14 protein-coding genes are annotated in these 16,229 nt (G+C 69.8%); 8 read left to right on the top strand and 6 right to left on the bottom strand.

Going from position 1 to position 16,229, the window contains the following annotated elements; genetic code table 11:
- Window positions 1–117 precede the first annotated feature (117 nt).
- The 4 genes from QY917_RS08055 to QY917_RS08040 all read right to left on the bottom strand — a co-directional run bounded on the left by QY917_RS08055 (window position 118) and on the right by QY917_RS08040 (window position 4,090).
- Window positions 118–921 carry an ABC transporter ATP-binding protein gene (locus QY917_RS08055; RefSeq protein WP_123676052.1) on the bottom strand — a complete coding sequence of 268 codons (804 nt, stop codon included), beginning with the start codon at window positions 919–921 and terminating at the stop codon, window positions 118–120.
- The gene (gene ntrB / locus QY917_RS08050; RefSeq protein ID WP_123676053.1) at window positions 918–1,859 is read right to left on the bottom strand and encodes a nitrate ABC transporter permease; all 942 of its coding nucleotides are present in this window, start codon (window positions 1,857–1,859) and stop codon (window positions 918–920) included. The genes QY917_RS08055 and ntrB overlap by 4 nt, the downstream gene beginning before the upstream one ends.
- A 34-nt stretch (window positions 1,860–1,893) precedes the next feature.
- Window positions 1,894–3,138, bottom strand: a complete 1,245-nt coding sequence (locus tag QY917_RS08045) for a CmpA/NrtA family ABC transporter substrate-binding protein (protein WP_123676054.1) — start codon at window positions 3,136–3,138, stop codon at window positions 1,894–1,896.
- Window positions 3,139–3,469: 331 nt separating this feature from the next.
- Window positions 3,470–4,090, bottom strand: a complete 621-nt coding sequence (locus QY917_RS08040; protein WP_011805986.1) for an ANTAR domain-containing response regulator — start codon at window positions 4,088–4,090, stop codon at window positions 3,470–3,472.
- Between the two features lie 160 nt (window positions 4,091–4,250).
- Here QY917_RS08040 and QY917_RS08035 point away from each other — a divergent pair, with 160 nt between their 5' ends.
- Complete coding sequence (locus QY917_RS08035; RefSeq protein WP_123676055.1) at window positions 4,251–5,411, top strand: branched-chain amino acid ABC transporter substrate-binding protein; 1,161 nt, start codon at window positions 4,251–4,253, stop codon at window positions 5,409–5,411.
- 77 nt (window positions 5,412–5,488) lie between these two features.
- Window positions 5,489–6,538: a tRNA (adenosine(37)-N6)-threonylcarbamoyltransferase complex transferase subunit TsaD gene (gene tsaD, locus QY917_RS08030; protein ID WP_123676056.1), complete on the top strand. Its 1,050-nt coding sequence runs from the start codon at window positions 5,489–5,491 to the stop codon at window positions 6,536–6,538.
- A gap of 69 nt (window positions 6,539–6,607) precedes the next feature.
- Here tsaD and QY917_RS08025 read toward each other — a convergent pair whose 3' ends face one another.
- Window positions 6,608–8,059, bottom strand: coding sequence for an aldehyde dehydrogenase (locus QY917_RS08025; protein WP_123676057.1), 1,452 nt, complete (start codon window positions 8,057–8,059; stop codon window positions 6,608–6,610).
- A 158-nt stretch (window positions 8,060–8,217) separates the two neighbouring features.
- Between QY917_RS08025 and QY917_RS08020 the strand changes: the two genes are divergently transcribed.
- From QY917_RS08020 to QY917_RS08005, 4 genes are all read left to right on the top strand, one after another.
- Complete coding sequence (locus QY917_RS08020) at window positions 8,218–9,645, top strand: efflux transporter outer membrane subunit (RefSeq protein ID WP_123676058.1); 1,428 nt, start codon at window positions 8,218–8,220, stop codon at window positions 9,643–9,645.
- A 70-nt stretch (window positions 9,646–9,715) separates the two neighbouring features.
- The gene (locus QY917_RS08015; protein ID WP_123676059.1) at window positions 9,716–11,116 is read left to right on the top strand and encodes an efflux RND transporter periplasmic adaptor subunit; all 1,401 of its coding nucleotides are present in this window, start codon (window positions 9,716–9,718) and stop codon (window positions 11,114–11,116) included.
- Window positions 11,113–11,883: an ABC transporter ATP-binding protein gene (locus QY917_RS08010; protein ID WP_123676060.1), complete on the top strand. Its 771-nt coding sequence runs from the start codon at window positions 11,113–11,115 to the stop codon at window positions 11,881–11,883. The genes QY917_RS08015 and QY917_RS08010 overlap by 4 nt, the downstream gene beginning before the upstream one ends.
- Entirely contained in the window at window positions 11,883–13,088 is a 1,206-nt protein-coding gene (locus QY917_RS08005; RefSeq protein ID WP_302079270.1) for an ABC transporter permease, read from the top strand. The genes QY917_RS08010 and QY917_RS08005 overlap by 1 nt, the downstream gene beginning before the upstream one ends.
- Before the next feature lie 252 nt (window positions 13,089–13,340).
- Here QY917_RS08005 and QY917_RS08000 read toward each other — a convergent pair whose 3' ends face one another.
- Window positions 13,341–13,736, bottom strand: coding sequence for an Hsp20/alpha crystallin family protein (locus QY917_RS08000; RefSeq protein ID WP_123676089.1), 396 nt, complete (start codon window positions 13,734–13,736; stop codon window positions 13,341–13,343).
- Window positions 13,737–13,927: 191 nt separating this feature from the next.
- On the opposite strand from QY917_RS08000, the gene QY917_RS07995 reads away from it, so the two are divergent.
- The gene (locus QY917_RS07995) at window positions 13,928–14,821 is read left to right on the top strand and encodes a DUF2242 domain-containing protein (RefSeq protein WP_123676062.1); all 894 of its coding nucleotides are present in this window, start codon (window positions 13,928–13,930) and stop codon (window positions 14,819–14,821) included.
- 67 nt (window positions 14,822–14,888) lie between these two features.
- Window positions 14,889–16,199: a branched-chain amino acid ABC transporter substrate-binding protein gene (locus tag QY917_RS07990; RefSeq protein ID WP_123676090.1), complete on the top strand. Its 1,311-nt coding sequence runs from the start codon at window positions 14,889–14,891 to the stop codon at window positions 16,197–16,199.
- Window positions 16,200–16,229: the final 30 nt, after the last annotated feature.

Here is a 16,229-nt window from a genome sequence, read left to right as displayed (position 1 = left end):
GAGTTTCTTCGTCGCTGGCCGGGACTCGCCCCGGCCAGCGACATGGAACCCAAGGGCAAAGAATCAAAAACAATAGCTGCCAGCGCTTACCCAGCAAGCGCTAGAGCCCAAAAACCCTCAAGCCGCGCTCTCCACGTGCCCCTGCCGCGTGTAGAGAAAGTCGATCACCGCCTTGCGGCACTGCAGGTACCGCGCATCCTCCGCCAGCGCCACCCGGTTGCGCGGGCGTGCAATGCCCACGTCCAGCACTTCGCCAATGGTGGCGGCGGGGCCGTTGGTGAGCATCACGATGCGGTCGGACAGCAGCACGGCCTCGTCCACGTCGTGCGTGACCATGACCACGGTGCTGCACGTGCGCGCCACGATCTCCAGCAGCTCGTCCTGCAGCCGTGCGCGCGTGAGCGCGTCCAGCGCGCCGAAGGGCTCGTCCATCAACAGCACCTGGGGCTCCATCGACAGTGCGCGTGCGATGCCCACGCGCTGCTTCATGCCGCCCGATATCTCGCCGGGGCGCTTGTGCGCGGCATGGGCCAGGCCCACCAGTTCCAGCGCGGCGTGGGTGCGCTCCTTCAGCCGGGCCTTGGACTCGCGCGCGCCGAACACGCGTTCCACGGCCAGGTGCACGTTGCCTTCGCAGGTCAGCCAGGGCAGCAGCGAGTGGTTCTGGAACACCACCGCGCGCTCGGGACCGGGGCCCTTGATCTCGCGTCCGGCGCAGATCAGCGCGCCGGCGGTGGGGGTGGTCAGGCCCGCGATCAGGTTCAGCAGCGTGCTTTTGCCGCAGCCCGAGTGGCCTATCAGTGCCACGAATTCGCCCCGGGCGATGGCCAGGTCGATGCCGCGCAGCGCGGGAAACACGCCCTTGGCGGTGCGGAAGGTCTGCTCGACCCCCTGGATCTGCAGGAATTTTGCGTCGCTCATGATTGCACCTCCTCGAACGTGAAGGCCGTGGCCAGCCGGACCAGCGCCCATTCCAGCAGCAGGCCCACGCCGCCGATGACGAAGATGGCCACCAGGATGTTGGTGACGTTCAGGTTGTTCCACTCGTCCCACACCCAGAAGCCGATGCCCACGCCGCCGGTGAGCATCTCGGCCGCCACGATCACCAGCCAGGCCGTGCCCACGGCCAGGCGCACGCCGGTCAGCATGTAGGGCAGCACCGCCGGGAACAGGATGGTGGTGGCGATCTTCCATTCGCTCAGGTTGAGCACGCGCGCCACGTTCATGTAGTCCTGCGGCACGCGTTGCACACCCACGGCGGTGTTGATGACCATGGGCCAGATGGAGCAGATGAAGATCGTCCAGATGGCGGCCGGGTTGGCGCCCTTGAACACCAGCAGGCCGATGGGCAGCCACGCCAGCGGCGAGACGGGCCGCAGCAGGCTGATGACCGGGTTGCACATGCGCGAGAGGAACGCGAAGCGCCCGATCACGAAGCCCGCCGGTATGCCCACCAGCGCGGCCAGGCCGAAGCCCACGGCCACGCGCTGCAGGCTGGCCAGCACGTTCCAGCCCACGCCCTGGTCGTTGGGGCCGTTGCGGTAAAACGGGTCGCTGAAGATCTCCACCGCCTGCGCCCAGGTCTGCAGCGGGCCAGGAATGCTCTGGCCCGTGGTGGCCGAGACCACGGCCCACAGGCCCAGCAGCAGGCCCACGCCGCACAGCGGCGGCAGCACGGCCAGCCAGAGGGCGTTCCAGCGCTGGCGCGCGTCGCTGCGCGGGGGTGGGCTGGCAGGCCCTGAGGCTTTTGGGCCTGCAGCGCTTGTGGGATGGGCGCTAACAGCTATCGGTTTGGAAGCATCGGACGCGCCGGCCGGCGCTTGCGGCTCCAGCGGGCTGTGAAAGACGGCACTGACCATGGTTTCTCCTGGTGGGGGTGGGGCGATCGGGGCGTCAGGCCTTGAGCTTGAAACCGTCGGCGTACTTCGCGGGGTCCTTGCCGTCCCAGACCACGCCATCCACCAGCTTGTGGCTGCGCATGTCGCTTGCGGGCAGGGGGGCCTTCGCGGCCGTGGCGGCTTGGCGGTACACGTCGGTGCGGTTGATGGCCTTGGCCACGCCCAGGTAGTCCGGGTGGTCCTTGAGCAGGCCCCAGCGCTTGTGCTGGGTCAGGAACCACATGCCGTCGGACAGGTAGGGGAAGTTCACCGCGCCGCCACCATAGAACTTCATGTGGTCGGGGTCGTCCCAGGTCTTGCCCAGGCCGTCCTGGTAGCGCCCCAGGATGCGCTGGTTGATGGCGTCCACGCTGGTGTTCACGTAGGCCTTGCCGGCGATGGTTTCGGCCATCTGGTTCTTGTGGGCCAGGCTTTCGTCGATCCAGCGGCTGGCCTCCAGGATGGCGGCCGTCACGGCGCGCGCGGTGTTGGGGTACTTCTGCACGAAGTCGGCGGTGGTGCCCAGCACCTTTTCGGGGTGGTCCTTCCAGATCGCCTGCGTGGTGGTGGCGGTGATGCCGATGCCGTCCATGATGGCGCGGTGGTTCCAGGGCTCGCCCACGCAGAAGCCGTCCATGTTGCCCACGCGCATGTTGGCCACCATCTGCGGGGGCGGCACGGTGATGACCTTGGCGTCCTTCAGGGGGTGGATGCCGTGCGCGGCCAGCCAGTAGTACAGCCACATCGCATGCGTGCCGGTGGGGAAGGTTTGCGCAAAGGTGTACTCGCGCCGTTCCTTGGCCATCAGCTGGGCCAGGCTTGCGCCGTTGACGGCCCCCTTGTCGGCCAGCTTGCGCGACAGCGTGATGGCCTGGCCGTTGTGGTTGAGCGTCATCAGCACTGCCATGTCCTTCTTGGGGCCGCCCACGCCCAGATGCACGCCGTAGACCAGGCCGTAGAGCACATGGGCGAAGTCCAGCTCGCCGTTGACCAGCTTGTCGCGCACGCCGGCCCAGCTGGCCTCCTTGGTGGGGATGATCTTCACGCCGTACTTCTGGTCGATGCCCAGCACCGATGCCATGACCACGCTGGCGCAGTCGGTGAGGGGGATGAAGCCGATGCGCACCTCTTTCTTCTCGGGGGCGTCCGAGCCCTGGGCGTGCACCAGGGCACGCAGCGCGGGGCTCACGCCCACGGCGCCCACGGTGGCCGCCTGCAGCACGGTGCGTCGGGGGATTCGGGTGTGGAGCAGATCGGTCATGCAAGAGTCCTTTGGGGTCGTCAAAAAAGCAGTGCAGCAACGGAAAAAGGCGTCCTCACGCCGCGCGGCCGGCGCATGTGCGCTGCCCGAGCGGGTGGGGACGCCTTTGTCCTGGGAGCCCGGCCCTTCCGCCGTTGGAAGGGCCGGGTGCGTGACCAGCGGTGGTCACCGGGCCTGTTGCAAGCGGTGTGCCATCTTTGGGGTTGCTTTCGTTTTGATAGCTGTTTGCGCTTGATGGTCGGGCGTTTCAGGTCGGTTTTGTTTGAATACTTCATCGCCGTGTGGCGCGGCATCGGATGCACCGCATTTGTGCAATGCACAAACTGGCGCATCAACCCAGCAAATCGGCTGCGTCCAGCATGCGCTGCGCCACCTCGGCCAGGCGCAGGCCGCGGTCCATGGCGGCGCGGCGCAGCCGCTCGTAGGCCTGCTGCTCGGTCAGGCCCTGGCGCTGCATCAGCAGGCCCTTGGCGCGGTCGATGGTCTTGCGCTCGTGCAGGGCGGTGCGTGCCTGCGCCAGTTCGGTGCGCAGCGCCTGTTCGTGGGCAAAGCGGGCCAGCGCCACCTCCAGGATGGGGCGGATGCGCTGCGGTGCCAGGCCCGCGACGATGTAGGCCGTCACGCCCGCGGCCAGCGCGTCCTTCACGTGGCGCGTGTCCTCGTCGTTGGTGAACATCACGATGGGGCGGGGCGCCTCGCGCGTGGCCATCACCACATGCTCCAGCGCGTCGCGCGCCTCGCTTTCGGCGTCCACGATCACCAGGTCGGGCTGCAACTGGGCCAGGCGCTCGCCCAGAAACATATCGCCCGGCAGCGTGGCCACGAGGTTGAAGCCGTTCTCCAGCAGCCCGATGCGCAGCGCGCGCGAACGCTCGGCCTGCAGCGCTGCATGCGCGTCGCCGTCGGCCGCCAGGTCCGGCGCCACCACCACGATCCGCAGTTGTTCAGTCATGCCGCAGGCGCCAGCAAGAAATACGCCACACCCGCCCCGATGCGTTGTGGAAGATTGCCGAAACGCACCGGTTGGGGCCGCGGGCAATCCCCCTGGCGCGGGCGGCATCCTTTCGCGAACATCCTGTCACATATCCACATGAATGAGAGAGGAGTCGACTGTGCAGCAGGGAATCAAACGACGCGGTTTTTCCGCCAGCCTGGGGCTGGCGGCGCTGGGAGTGGGCGGGTGGATCACGGGATGCAGCAAGGTGCCGGACACCATCAAGATCGGTGTGGCGCAGCCCTTGTCCGGTCCCTTGGCGGGTCTGGGGCAAGACCTGCTCAATGGCGTGAAGCTGGCAGTGGACGAGATCAACCGATCCGGCCTGAACGTGGACGGCAAGCGCGTGACGCTGGAGGTGGTGGCGCAGGACGACCGCGCGGACGCCGCTTCGGGCAAGGCGGCTGCGCAGCAGCTGCTGGAGTCGGGCGTGGTGGCCGTCATCGGGCACCTGAACTCGGGCGTGAGCCTGGAGACCGCGCCCATCTATGCCGCCAAGGAGGTGCCGCAACTCATCATCTCCACCAACCCGCGCATCACGCAGCTGGGGCTGGCCACCACCTTCCGCATCGTCGCCAACGACAACCTGCAGGCGCGCGCCATCGGCGCGTTCGCGGCCGCGCAGCTCAACGCCGATGCCTACGCGGTGGTCGACGACGGCTCGCCCTACGGCAAGGGACTGGCCGAGGGCGCGGCCGCGCAGTTGCTGGCGGCCAAGAAGCACATCGCCGTGCGCCAGAGCTTCGACGACAAGACCGTGGCCTTTGCTGAACTGGCGGCCCGGCTCAAGGAGGCGCAGGTGCGCGTCATCGTCTGCATGCTCAACGACTTCCAGGCGCTGGCGCTGCTGCAGGAACTGCAGAAGCTGGGCCACAGCCGTGTGGCGCTGCTGGGCGGCGACCTGGTGAAGACGGCCGACATGGCCAAGGGCATGGGCGTGATCGACGGGATCTACGCCACCTCGCCGGTGCTGGACGTGGCCGAGTTCACCACCGGCCGCCAGTTCCTGGAGAAGTACATCGCCGCCTTCCAGAAGCCCCCGGCCTATGGCGGCCACTACACCTACGACGCCGTGTACGTGGTCAGCGAGGCGATCAAGAAGGCCGGCTCCGCCGCGCCCGCCGACATCACACGCGCGCTGCGCGGCATCAACGGCTACGCCCCCGTCACCGGCACCATGGCCTGGGACGGTCAGGGCGAGCTGCGCTACGGCGCCGTGGGCGTGTACGAGCTGCGCAAGGGCCAGTGGGAGCTGCGCATGCGCTCCGACCGCTGGTAGCCGCCGTCCGGGTATGCGAGGGCGTGCGATTGCCCCCGGCCCGGCGGGCGCGGGGGGCGGCCACTACACTCGCGGGCATGAGTCAGCTGATCCTCGGTATCGAATCTTCCTGTGACGAAACCGGCGTGGCCCTGGTGCGCGCCGGCGAGGGCGGCGCCGTGCCGGTGCTGCTGGCGCATGCGCTGCACAGCCAGATCGACATGCACCAGGCCTATGGCGGCGTGGTGCCCGAGCTGGCCAGCCGCGACCACATCCGCCGCGTGCTGCCGCTGACCCGCGAGGTGCTGCGCGAATCGGGCGAGCACCTGGAGGATGTGGACGTGGTGGCCTACACGCGCGGGCCGGGCCTGGCGGGTGCGCTGCTGGTGGGCGCGGGCGTGGCCTGCGCGCTGGGCGCTGCGCTGGACAAGCCCGTGCTGGGCGTGCACCACCTCGAAGGCCATCTGCTGTCGCCGTTCCTGAGCAGCGACCCGCCGGAGTTTCCATTCGTCGCGCTGCTGGTGTCGGGCGGGCACACGCAGCTCATGCGCGTGGAGGGCGTGGGGCGCTACGAGATCCTGGGCGAGACCATCGACGACGCGGCGGGCGAGGCCTTCGACAAGTCGGCCAAGCTCATGGGCCTGGGCTACCCCGGCGGGCCGGCGCTGTCGCGCCTGGCCGAGCAGGGCAGCGCCACCGCGTTCAAACTGCCGCGCCCGCTGCTGCACAGCGGCGACCTGGATTTCTCGTTCGCGGGACTCAAGACCGCCGTGCTCACCCAGGCCAAGAAACTGGGCGACGAGCTGCCCGCGCGCAAGGCCGACCTGGCCGCGAGCACCGAGGCCGCCATCGTGGAGGTGCTGGTCAAGAAGACGCTGGCCGCCCTTCAGAAAACAGGGCTCAAGCGTGTGGTGGTGGCCGGCGGCGTGGGCGCCAACCGGCATCTGCGCGCGCAACTCAACGCGGCCTGCGCGCAAGCCAAGGTGCGTGTGCACTACCCCGAGCTGCACCTGTGCACCGACAACGGTGCCATGATCGCCATGGCCGCGGCCATGCGCCTGCAGGCCGGGCAGCAGCAGCCCAACCGCGATTACGCCTTCGACGTGAAGCCGCGCTGGCCGCTGGACGCCATCACGCTCGCGGCCTGAAGATATTGGTCAAAATAGGCTCCAGCGCTTGTCCATCAAGCGCTGGCAGCTCACATTTTTGATAGCAGGCTAGAACGGGTAGTGGCGTGGGGCGGTCTGCACCGTGATCCAGCGCAGTTCCGTGAACTCGCGCACGCCCGCCATGCCGCCAAAGCGCCCCCAGCCCGACTGCTTCACGCCGCCAAAGGGCATCTGCGGCTCGTCGTGCACCGTGGGGCCGTTCACATGGCAGATGCCGGACTGGATGCGTGCGGCCACGTTCCAGGCGCGCGCCACGTCGCGCCCGAACACGGCGGCCGACAGGCCATAGGTGGTGTCGTTCGCGGTGGCGATGGCTTGCTCCACGCTGCGCACCCGCACGATCGCCTTGACCGGGGCAAAGGTCTCCTCGTGGTAGATGCGCATGGCGGGCGTCACCCGGTCCAGCAGCGTGGCGGGCATCAGCGGGGTGTCGCTTTTGCCGCCGCACACCAGCGTCGCGCCCTGGCCCAGCGCGTCGTCGATCAGCGCGTTGCAGCGCTGCACGGTGGCCATGTCCACCACCGGGCCCAGCACCACCGGGCCCTGGCGCGGGTCGCCCAGCGGCAGGGCACGGGCGCGTTCGGCCAGTTGGTGCACGAACGCATCGGCTACAGCCTCGTCCACCACCAGGCGCTCCGTGGACATGCAGATCTGCCCCGAATTGGCGAACGCGCCAAACACGGCGGCGTTCACGGCGGCATCCACGTCGGCATCGTCCAGCACCACCAAGGGGGCCTTGCCACCCAGCTCCAGCACCACGGGTTTGAGGTGGCGTGCGCAGGTTTGCGCGACCAGCCGCCCCACCTTGGTGGAGCCCGTGAAGTTCACGCGGCGCACGGCTGGGTGGGCCACCATGGCTTCCACCACGTCGGCCGCATCGCCGGGCGCATGGGTGATGAAGTTCACCACGCCCGGGGGCAGGCCGGCGTCGTGCAGCGCCTCGGCAATGAGGCGGTGGGTGGCCGGACAGGTTTCCGAACCCTTGAACACCACCGTGTTGCCGCAGGCCAGCGGCGTGGCAATGGCGCGTACCCCCAGGATGACCGGCGCATTCCACGGCGCCATGCCCAGCACCACGCCGGCGGGCTGGCGCACGCCCATGGCCAGGCTGCCCGGCATGTCGGACGGGATCACCTCGCCGGTGATCTGCGTGGTGAGGGCGGCGGCCTCCTGCAGCAGGTTGGCGGCCAGGTGCACGTTGAAGCCGGCCCAGGCGGCAGAGGCGCCGGTCTCCGCCGCCATGGTGGCGGCGAAGGCATCGGCGCGCGCCGTGAGGGCCTGCGCGGCGCGCTGCAGCAGGTCGCGTCGCGCGGCGGGGCCCAGCGCGGCCCACGCGGGAAAGGCCTGGGCGGCTGCCTGCACGGCGGCCACGGCGTCTTCGGGGGTGGCCGCAGCGGCCGTGGTGGCAATGCGGCCATCCAGCGGGTTGCGGCGCTCGAACGTGGCGCCGCCCGAGGCAGGCCGGGGCGCGCCGTTGATCAGCAGGGGAAGAGGGGGCATGGGAACTCCTTTGCGAGGGGCGGCCGCGGCGGTGAGGCCACGCGGGCATTTGGCACGCAAGGGTAGCAGCGTGCCACGCCACGGGTTCTCCGGTTTTCTTTACAAAAGTTCATCTGCCGCTGGTGGCGCTGACAAGGAGCGCTGTAACAATTGCCCTCATGTTTGCCGCAGCGCTTCCTTCTCGCTCCCGCCGTCGCCCGCGCGCTTCGGCGCCACTGGCCTTGCTGGCCGCCCTGGTGCTGGCCGGTTGCGCCACGCGGCCGCCTCCCGCGCTGGAGGGGGCGGTGGCCGCTCCCGCTGCGTGGGCCGGCCAGGCGGCAGTGCAGGCTGGCGCGGCCGCGACCCCGCAAGACCTGGCCCAGTGGTGGCGGCAACTGGGCGATGCGCAGCTCACCGGCCTGGTGGAACGCGCGCTGCAGTCGCACACCAGCATGCGCAGCGCACGCGCCGCCGTGGAGCAGGCGCGTGCCCAGCGCGACGTGCAGGCCGCCGGCCTGCTGCCTTCCGTGAACGCATCGGGCTCCGCCCAGCGCAGCCGCAGCAATGGCAGCACCGGCAACACTTTCCAGGCGGGACTGGACGCGAGCTGGGAGCCCGACCTGTTCGGCCGCCTGTCCAGCGGCGTGCGCGCCAGCGAGGCCGACCTGCTGGCCGCCGAGGAGGGCGTGGCCGCCGCCCAGGTGGCATTGGCCGCCGAGGTGGCGGTGAACTACATCAGCCTGCGCAGCCAGCAGCAGCGCCTGCAGATTGCCCAGCAGAACCTGGCGGCGCAGAGCGAAACTGCGCAGATCGTCCAATGGCGTGTGCAGGCGGGGTTGGCCAGTTCGCTGGCGGCCGAGCAGGCCCGCGCCGCCGTGGAGCAGACCGCCGCCCAGGTGCCCACGCTGCAGGCGGGCATCGCGCAGGCGCGGCATGCGCTGGCGGTGCTCACCGGCCAGCCGCCCGCGGCGCTGGACGAGGCCCTGTCCGCGCACGCGCCCGTGCCCCAACCGCCAGCGGACCTGGCGCTGGCCTTCCCCGCAGACACGCTGCGCCAGCGCCCCGACGTGCGCCAGGCCGAGCAGCGCGTGCGCGCCGCCTGGGAGCGCGTCGCCCAGGCCGAGGCGCAGCGCATGCCCAGCCTGCGCATCAGCGGAACGCTGGGCCTGCGCGCCCTCACGCTGGGCGCGCTCACGGGTGGGGGCGCCACGGTGGCGTCGCTGCTGTCCAGCGTGTCGCTGCCGGTGTTTGATGGCGGGGCGCTGCGTGCTCAGGTGCGCGCGCAGGAGGCTGCGCTGCAGCAGGCGCAGGTGGGCTACGAGGAATCGGTGCTCGGCGCGCTCAAGGATGTGGAAGATGCGCTCGTCGCGCTGCAGGGCGACCGTGACCGACTGCAGCGCCTGTCCGCCGCGGCCGAGGCTGCGGGCAACGCGGCGCTGTTGGCGCAGAACCAGTATGCGAGCGGGCTGGTGGACTTCCAGACCGTGCTGGACACCCAACGCACGCTGCTGTCCGCGCAGGACAGCGTGGCCAGTACGGCCGCCAGCGTGAGTACCGACCATGTGCGCCTGTACAAGGCGCTGGGAGGCGGCTGGCCCGCGCCCTGAGCGGCCCCCCAAAAAACCTGCTGAATGACCCGGCGCTGCCGCCCAAGCGGCGCCTTCCCAGGCAAGAACCATGACCGACCAAGAATCCCCAAGCTCTTCCAGCGCCCCCGCTTCCCATGCCGCCGCGGCGGCCCCGCAGCGCCTGCAGGCCCTGCTGGGCGACGGCCTGCGCCGGCGCTGGTGGCAGAGCATCACCCTGTGGCTGGCCGTGCTGGTGCTGGCCGCCGCTGCCGGCGGCTGGTGGTACTGGCAGGACCGCCAGCGCGCCCAAGCGGCGCCGCGCTATGTCACGCAGGAGGTGCAGCGCGGGCAGATCACGCTCACCGTGGCGGCCAACGGCACGCTGCAGCCCACGCGGTCGGTGAACATCGGCAGTGAACTCTCAGGCACCGTGCGCCGCGTGCTGGTGGACGTGAACGACCAGGTCAAGAAGGGCCAGGTGCTGGTGGAGCTGGACACCACCAAGCTCGACTCGCAGGTGCTGCGCTCGCGCGCTTCGGTCGCGTCGGCGCAAGCGCGCCTGGCACAGGCGCAGGCCACCATGCAGGAGGCGCGCGCCAGCCTGTCGCGCCTGGAGGAAGTGGCCCGCCTGTCCGGCGGCAAGGTGCCTTCGGCGGCCGAGCTGGACACCGGCCGCGCCGCCTACGAGCGCGCCCAGGCCGACGAGGCCGCTGCGCGCGCCAGCGTGCAAGATGCGCGCGCGGCGCTGGCCACCGACGAGACCAACGTCACTAAGGCCTCCATCCGATCGCCGATCGACGGGGTGGTGCTCTCGCGCGCGGTGGAGCCGGGCAATGCCGTGGCTGCGTCGCTGCAGGCGGTGACGCTGCTCACCCTGGCCGAGGACCTGACCAAGCTGCGCCTGGAGGTCAACGTGGACGAGGCCGACGTGGGCTCGGTGCGCCCGGGCCAGAAGGCCACCTTCACCGTGAGCGCCTACCCCTCGCGGCGTTACCCGGCGCGCACCACGCGCGTGGCCTTCGGCTCCACCAAGACCGACAACGTGGTCACCTACATCACCTACCTGGAGGTGGACAACGGCGATCTGAGCCTGCGCCCCGGCATGACGGCCGCGGCCACCATCACCTCCACCGAGCGCAATGACGTGCTTACCGTGCCCAACACGGCCCTGCGCTTCAAGCCCGCGGGCGCGGCGGGGGAAGCCCCCCAGGCAGGCCGGCCCGGTGCACAGGGCAGCTCTGGCGCAAGCGCGGGCGGCAGCGGAGGCATCATGTCCCAGCTGATGCCGCGCATGCCACGCCCCTCGGGCCAGCGGCGCAGCGCGGGCGCGGACGGCAGCCGCGGCGACGGCCCCCAGCGCCAGGTGTGGGTGCTGCAGGACGGCACGCCCAAGCCCGTGCGCGTGAAGACCGGCATCAGCGACGGCCGCGTCACCGAGGTGGAGAGCGACGAGCTGCAGCCGGGCATGCAGGTCATCACCGACCAGCTTGCGAGCGGGGCGAAGCCATGATTGCGCCCGCCGATGCGCAACCGCTGATCCGCCTGCGCGGCATCACCAAGGTGTACGGCGAGGGCGCGCTGGCCTTCCAGGCGCTCAAGGGCGTGGACCTGGACATCGACAGCGGCGACTTCGTGGCCATCATGGGCCCCAGCGGCTCGGGCAAATCCACGGCCATGAACGTGCTGGGCTGCCTGGACCGGCCCACCGCGGGCACCTACCTGTTTCGCGGCCTGCCGGTGCACTCGCTGTCGCGCGACGACCGTGCGCGGCTGCGGCGGCGCTTCCTGGGCTTCGTGTTCCAAGGCTTCAACCTGCTGGCGCGTACCTCGGCGCAGGAGAACGTGGAGCTGCCGCTGCTGTACCGCGGCGAGAGCACGGCCGCGCGCCATGCGGCTGCGGCCCGCGCCCTGGAAGCCGTGGGCCTCAAGGGCTGGGAGCACCACACACCGGCCGAGCTGTCCGGCGGGCAACAGCAGCGCGTGGCGATTGCGCGCGCCATCGTCACCGAGCCTACGGTGCTGCTGGCCGACGAGCCCACCGGCAACCTGGACACGCAGCGCAGCCGCGAGATCATGGAACTGCTGTGGCGCCTGAACACCGAGCAGGGCATCACCGTACTCATGGTCACGCACGAGCCCGACATGGCGCAGTACGCGCGGCGCATCGTGCGCTTCGTGGACGGGCGCATCGAAAGCGACGAGCGCAATCCGCACCCGCATGCGCAGGTGTCCCGGGAAGCGCCTGCAAGCGCAGGCACGGGGGAGGTGGCGCCATGATGCTGCTCAACTCTCTGCTGCAGGCGCTGCGCTCGATACGGCGCAACCTGATGCGGTCCTTTCTCACCGTGCTGGGCATCGTGATCGGCGTGAGCGCGGTGATCACCATGGTCACGCTGGGCAACGGTGCCACGCTGGCGGTGCAGGCGCAGATCTCCAGCCTGGGCACCAACCTGCTGCAAGTGCGTCCTGGCCAGCGGCTGGGCCCCGGGGGCAGTGGCGGCGCACCCTCGTTCAAGGATGTGGATGCCGAGGCCATCGCGCAGCAGATCGGCGGCATTCTGGCCGTGGCGCCCGAGGCGCGCACCAGCGCCACCGTGGTGGCCAACGGGCGTAACTGGGCCACCAGCGTCATGGGCAGCACCAATGCCTGGCTGCAGACCGGCAACTGGACGCTGGAAAGCGGGCGCGAATTCACCACCGACGAGCTGCGCGTGGGCGCTGCCGTGTGCCTGATCGGCCAGACGGTGCGGCGGGAGCTGTTCGCCGGCGGCGATGCGCTGGGTGAGCGCGTGCGCGTGCGCCAGTTTTCGTGCGAGGTGGTGGGCGTGCTGGCCTCCAAGGGGCAGGGCGCCTTCGGCAACGACCAGGACGATCTGGTGCTGCTGCCGCTCAAGACGCTGCAGCGCCGCGTGACGGGCTCCACGCGCGTGCCGACGCTGCTGGTGTCCATGAAGGATGGCAGCGACCCCGAGCGCGTGAAGGCCAGCCTGACCGAGTTGCTGCGCGAACGCCGCAAGCTGGCCGACACCGACGATGACAACTTCAACGTGCTGGACACCAAGCAACTGGCCGACACCTTCTCGGGCACCACGCGCGTGATGACCACGCTGCTGGGCGCGGTGGCGGCCGTGAGCCTGCTGGTGGGCGGCATCGGCATCATGAACATCATGCTGGTGAGCGTGACCGAGCGCACGCGGGAGATCGGCCTGCGCCTGGCCATCGGCGCGCTGGAGCGCGAGGTGCTGATGCAGTTCCTCATCGAGGCCGTGGTGCTGGCTGCTTTGGGCGGCCTCATCGGCATCGTGCTGGCCACGGGCGCGTCGATTGCGCTGGCGCAGGTGATGGGCATCCCCTATGTGTTCCACGCGGGCGTGAACCTGCTGTCGTTCGTGTTCTCGGCGGGCATCGGGGTGGTGTTCGGCTATTTCCCGGCCCGCCGCGCCGCGCGGCTGGACCCCATCGAGGCGCTGCGCCATGAGTGAGGCGCTGCGATGGGGCAGCACCCGGCCGCGGCGTTCGATGCGGACAGGCGCCGGACTGGACAAGCCGGGACAAGGCCCCACATGCGTCGAACGCGGACGGTTTAGTCGGAGTCTCGCTGTGGTGTGCCCTGGAAGAGGATCAGGTTAAAAATGGGCGGTAGCGCCCATCCGGCAAGCGGTAGTAGCTAGATAAAAAATAGCAAATGGGCGGCCACCCGGCCGCCCTGGAATCAGGCGACGCTCTGCGTCTTGTCAGTCGATGGCCAGTCGAACGGCGCTGCTCTGCGGCGGCTTCTTGGCCAGCACCAGGGTGAGCACGCCATGTTCCAGTCGCGCCGTGCTGGCCTGCGGGTCGATGTCCTGCGCCAACTCCCATGCACGCTGCACGCGCCGGGGCGCACCTTCGGCGCTGGCGACGCGCACTTGGTTGCCTTCGATCGTGACCGCGAGTTGCTCGCGCGACAGGCCTGGCACGTCCAGATGCACGGTGATAGCCTTGTCGTCCTGCTGCACGTTCACGCCTGTGGCGCGTGCATCGTGCGGCGCGGCGGCGGCAGTGAGCGTGTGGCGCAGGAAGCGTTGCACGGCGGCGTCTCCCACGCGCGGTGCGACATAGGTGGCGTGGCGGATCACGGGGGCGAAAATCATGTCGGTGGCTCCTGGGTCAGACGCGGCACGGGTCGGCCGCATGGACCGCACATGTGTTTGCGTGCGGTGTTTTTCAAGAGTGCCCCACCGCGCGGATGGAACGTCGCCTTGCAATGGGTTACAACGAGCGCGCGCGGGAGGGACATCGCTCAGGCTTCACAATGCGGCCCTGCTGCGGATTTTTCTAGCTGATGCCCGTGTCTCGATTCCCACGCCTTTCCCCCTTCGCTTCCCTGGGCTGCCGGCTGGGCCTGGTGGCCTGTGCCCTGCTGGCTGGCTGCGCCCACATTCCCGACACCATGCCCGGCCTGGACCGCAACCTGCAGTTCTCGCCCAACGACTTCGATACCGCCGGCATGCACACGCGCCATATGGCGGCGCCGCAGGCCAGTACCTGCGAGGCGGCCCGGCGGGCGCTGCTGAGCCAGGGCTACATGGTGCACGTGGCCTCCAGCGACACGGTGGCGGGCCGCAAGTACTACCAGCCCCACACCGACGTGCACTACGTCGTGGAGATGCGCGTGGTCTGCGCATCCGAAGGGCAGGGCGACGTGCGTACGTCGGCCTTTGCCAGCGCGCTGCAGGACCGCTACGTGATCAAGAAGATCAACAACTCGGCGTCGCTTGGCGTCGGTGGCATCGGCTCGGTGTCGCTGCCCGTCACGGCGATCGACGACACGCTGGTGAAGGTGGGCAGCGAGACCATCGCCGATCCGCAGTTCTACGAGCGGTTTTTCCAGCTCTTCGAGCAGTTCGTGCGCGCGGCGCCCGTGGTGCCGGCAGCGCCGACGGTGGCGGCCAAGCCAGCCCTGCACGAGCGCGAAGCCGTGCCGCACGCTGCGGTCGCCGCGACCGTTGCGGCGCAGCCGCCTGCCGCTGCTGCAGCCGCCACCGCCAGCCCGGCTGCAGAGTCCAGCACCCCCGCGCCCCGGGTTCCAGCCTGGGAGCAACCGCGCACGCAGGCGTCCGCGCAAGCCCCTCAGCCAGCGCCAGAATCGCAGCCGGCCGGCGCATCCGACGGCGCACCTGACGGCGCATCCGACGGCGCAGCGCCGCCGGGCATCCAGCAGCTCATGGCCCAGTGAATTCCATTCTTCGTGAGCCAGCGCGCGGCTGCGCTGCCATCTTTTCCTGCTTGTGCCCATTGCCATGATGATCCTGCCCCGCCGCCATGTTCTGCGCGCCTGTGCGTTGGCTCTGTCCTCCCTGCTGGGCGTTGCGACGCCACTGGCCGGTGCAGCGGCGCCACCCCAGGGCGCGCCGATCCGCGTGGCGCTGATCGAGAGCCTGTCCGGCAGCTTTGCCAATACCGGCGAGGCGGTGTTCCGCAACATCGCCTGGGCCATGGAACGTGTGAACGCGCGCGGCGGCGTGGCACTGCCCCCTGCGGCGGGCGGGGCGCGGCCGCTGATGCTGGTGCGCTACGACAGCAAGGGCACCAACGAAGAGGCGCTGTCCGCGCTGCGCGCCGCCATTGACGGCGGCGCGCGTTTCGTCATGCAGGGCAACTCATCGGCCACGGCCGCTGCGCTCATCGACGCGATCAACAAGCACAACCAGCGCGAGCCCGGCAAGCGTGTGGTGTTCCTGAACTACTCGGCCGTGGACCCCGCCCTCACGAACGAGAAGTGCAGCTTCTGGCACTTTCGCTTCGACGCGCATGCCGACATGCGCATGGCAGCGCTCATGGAGGTGATCCGCGAGGACAAGGCCCTGCAGCGCGCCTACCTCATCGGGCAGGACTACAGCTTTGGCCAGGCCGTGCTGCGCGAAACCCGGCGCCAGCTGGCCGCGCAACGGCCCGATGTCGCCATCGTCGGCGACGAGCTGCACGCCGTGGGCCGCGTGAAGGACTTCGCGCCCTACGCCGTGAAGATCAAGGCCAGCGGCGCGCAAGCCGTCATCACGGGCAATTGGGGCAATGACCTCACGCTGCTGGTCAAAGCTGCGCGGGAGGTGGGCTACGACGGCATGTTCTATACCTTCTACGGCAACGCGCTCGGCGCGCCTGCGGCCCTGGGCGATGCCGGCGTGGGCAAGGTGGTGGCCGTGGCCGACTGGCTGCCCAATCTGCCCACGCAGGGCAGCGAGACCTTCTACCGTGCCTTCCGCGAGCGCTTTCCCAGCCCGCAGGACGACTATGTGCACATGCGCATGCAGCTCATGGTCGAAGCGCTTGCGCAGGCCCTGCAGCAGGCGGGCAGTGACGATCCGTTGGCCGTGGCGCGCGCGCTGGAGCATGCCAGTGTGCGCCTGTACGGCCAGGCAGGCGCCATGCGCGCGCAAGACCACCAGTTCCAGCAGAACCTGGTGGTGGGGGTGATGGACCGGCTGGGCGCGCCCGGCGTGAAGTTCGACGTGGAAGGCTCGGGCTACGGCTTTCGCGTGGTACGCACCATCGCCGCGGACAAGGCGGCGCAGCCCGCCAGCTGCCAGATGCAGCGGCCTGGAGTGGGTGGGTAATGGGCGGGGTGGTTGGACGTTGATGTGGCT

It is taken from the genome of Diaphorobacter sp. C33 (assembly GCF_030503915.1).
Classification (GTDB): Bacteria; Pseudomonadota; Gammaproteobacteria; order Burkholderiales; family Burkholderiaceae_C; genus Diaphorobacter; species Diaphorobacter nitroreducens.
Note: the sequence above shows the minus strand (reverse complement) of the source record. Positions and strands in the feature narration are given on the sequence as shown.

What these genes read in the sequence shown, in the direction of transcription:
- QY917_RS08055 (WP_123676052.1), bottom strand. Translation starts at nt 921, where the DNA reads ATGAGCGACGCAAAATTCCTGCAGATCCAGGGGGTCGAGCAGACCTTC.
- ntrB (WP_123676053.1), bottom strand. Translation starts at nt 1,859, where the DNA reads ATGGTCAGTGCCGTCTTTCACAGCCCGCTGGAGCCGCAAGCGCCGGCC.
- QY917_RS08045 (WP_123676054.1), bottom strand. Translation starts at nt 3,138, where the DNA reads ATGACCGATCTGCTCCACACCCGAATCCCCCGACGCACCGTGCTGCAG.
- QY917_RS08040 (WP_011805986.1), bottom strand. Translation starts at nt 4,090, where the DNA reads ATGACTGAACAACTGCGGATCGTGGTGGTGGCGCCGGACCTGGCGGCC.
- tsaD (WP_123676056.1), top strand. Translation starts at nt 5,489, where the DNA reads ATGAGTCAGCTGATCCTCGGTATCGAATCTTCCTGTGACGAAACCGGC.
- QY917_RS08025 (WP_123676057.1), bottom strand. Translation starts at nt 8,059, where the DNA reads ATGCCCCCTCTTCCCCTGCTGATCAACGGCGCGCCCCGGCCTGCCTCG.
- QY917_RS08020 (WP_123676058.1), top strand. Translation starts at nt 8,218, where the DNA reads ATGTTTGCCGCAGCGCTTCCTTCTCGCTCCCGCCGTCGCCCGCGCGCT.
- QY917_RS08015 (WP_123676059.1), top strand. Translation starts at nt 9,716, where the DNA reads ATGACCGACCAAGAATCCCCAAGCTCTTCCAGCGCCCCCGCTTCCCAT.
- QY917_RS08010 (WP_123676060.1), top strand. Translation starts at nt 11,113, where the DNA reads ATGATTGCGCCCGCCGATGCGCAACCGCTGATCCGCCTGCGCGGCATC.
- QY917_RS08005 (WP_302079270.1), top strand. Translation starts at nt 11,883, where the DNA reads ATGCTGCTCAACTCTCTGCTGCAGGCGCTGCGCTCGATACGGCGCAAC.
- QY917_RS08000 (WP_123676089.1), bottom strand. Translation starts at nt 13,736, where the DNA reads ATGATTTTCGCCCCCGTGATCCGCCACGCCACCTATGTCGCACCGCGC.
- QY917_RS07995 (WP_123676062.1), top strand. Translation starts at nt 13,928, where the DNA reads ATGCCCGTGTCTCGATTCCCACGCCTTTCCCCCTTCGCTTCCCTGGGC.
- QY917_RS07990 (WP_123676090.1), top strand. Translation starts at nt 14,889, where the DNA reads ATGATCCTGCCCCGCCGCCATGTTCTGCGCGCCTGTGCGTTGGCTCTG.